Origin of the sequence: Vibrio sp. 10N.261.51.C6, from assembly GCF_041471785.1 — a bacterium.
GTDB classification, from domain to species: domain Bacteria; phylum Pseudomonadota; class Gammaproteobacteria; order Enterobacterales; family Vibrionaceae; genus Vibrio; species Vibrio crassostreae_C.
The window spans coordinates 1-205 of sequence record NZ_JBFRPB010000150.1; the positions used below are offsets into that span (position 1 = coordinate 1).

The window sequence follows — 205 nt, forward strand, 5'->3', positions numbered from 1 at the left end:
CCGCTTTGTCAGTTTCATCTACACTGACTGTTGCTGTACTGACCGTCGCTTTATCATTGGTGCCATTAATCGTGACTTTTATGGTTGAGGGTGTGCCATCAATAGACGAGACAGTGAAAGTTTCTTCAACTTTATCGCCTACATTCAATTGATTAAATGCGCTGTTGGCGGTGAATGTCCAATGGCCATTAGCATCGATAGTCAG

The 205-nt window shown here is 43.4% G+C and carries 1 protein-coding gene; it reads right to left on the minus strand.

Annotation, left to right across the window (positions count from 1 at the left end; all coding sequences use genetic code 11):
- Positions 1-205 (minus strand): VCBS domain-containing protein (locus AB4375_RS21630; protein WP_372052514.1); only part of this gene is annotated, 205 nt, incomplete at both ends.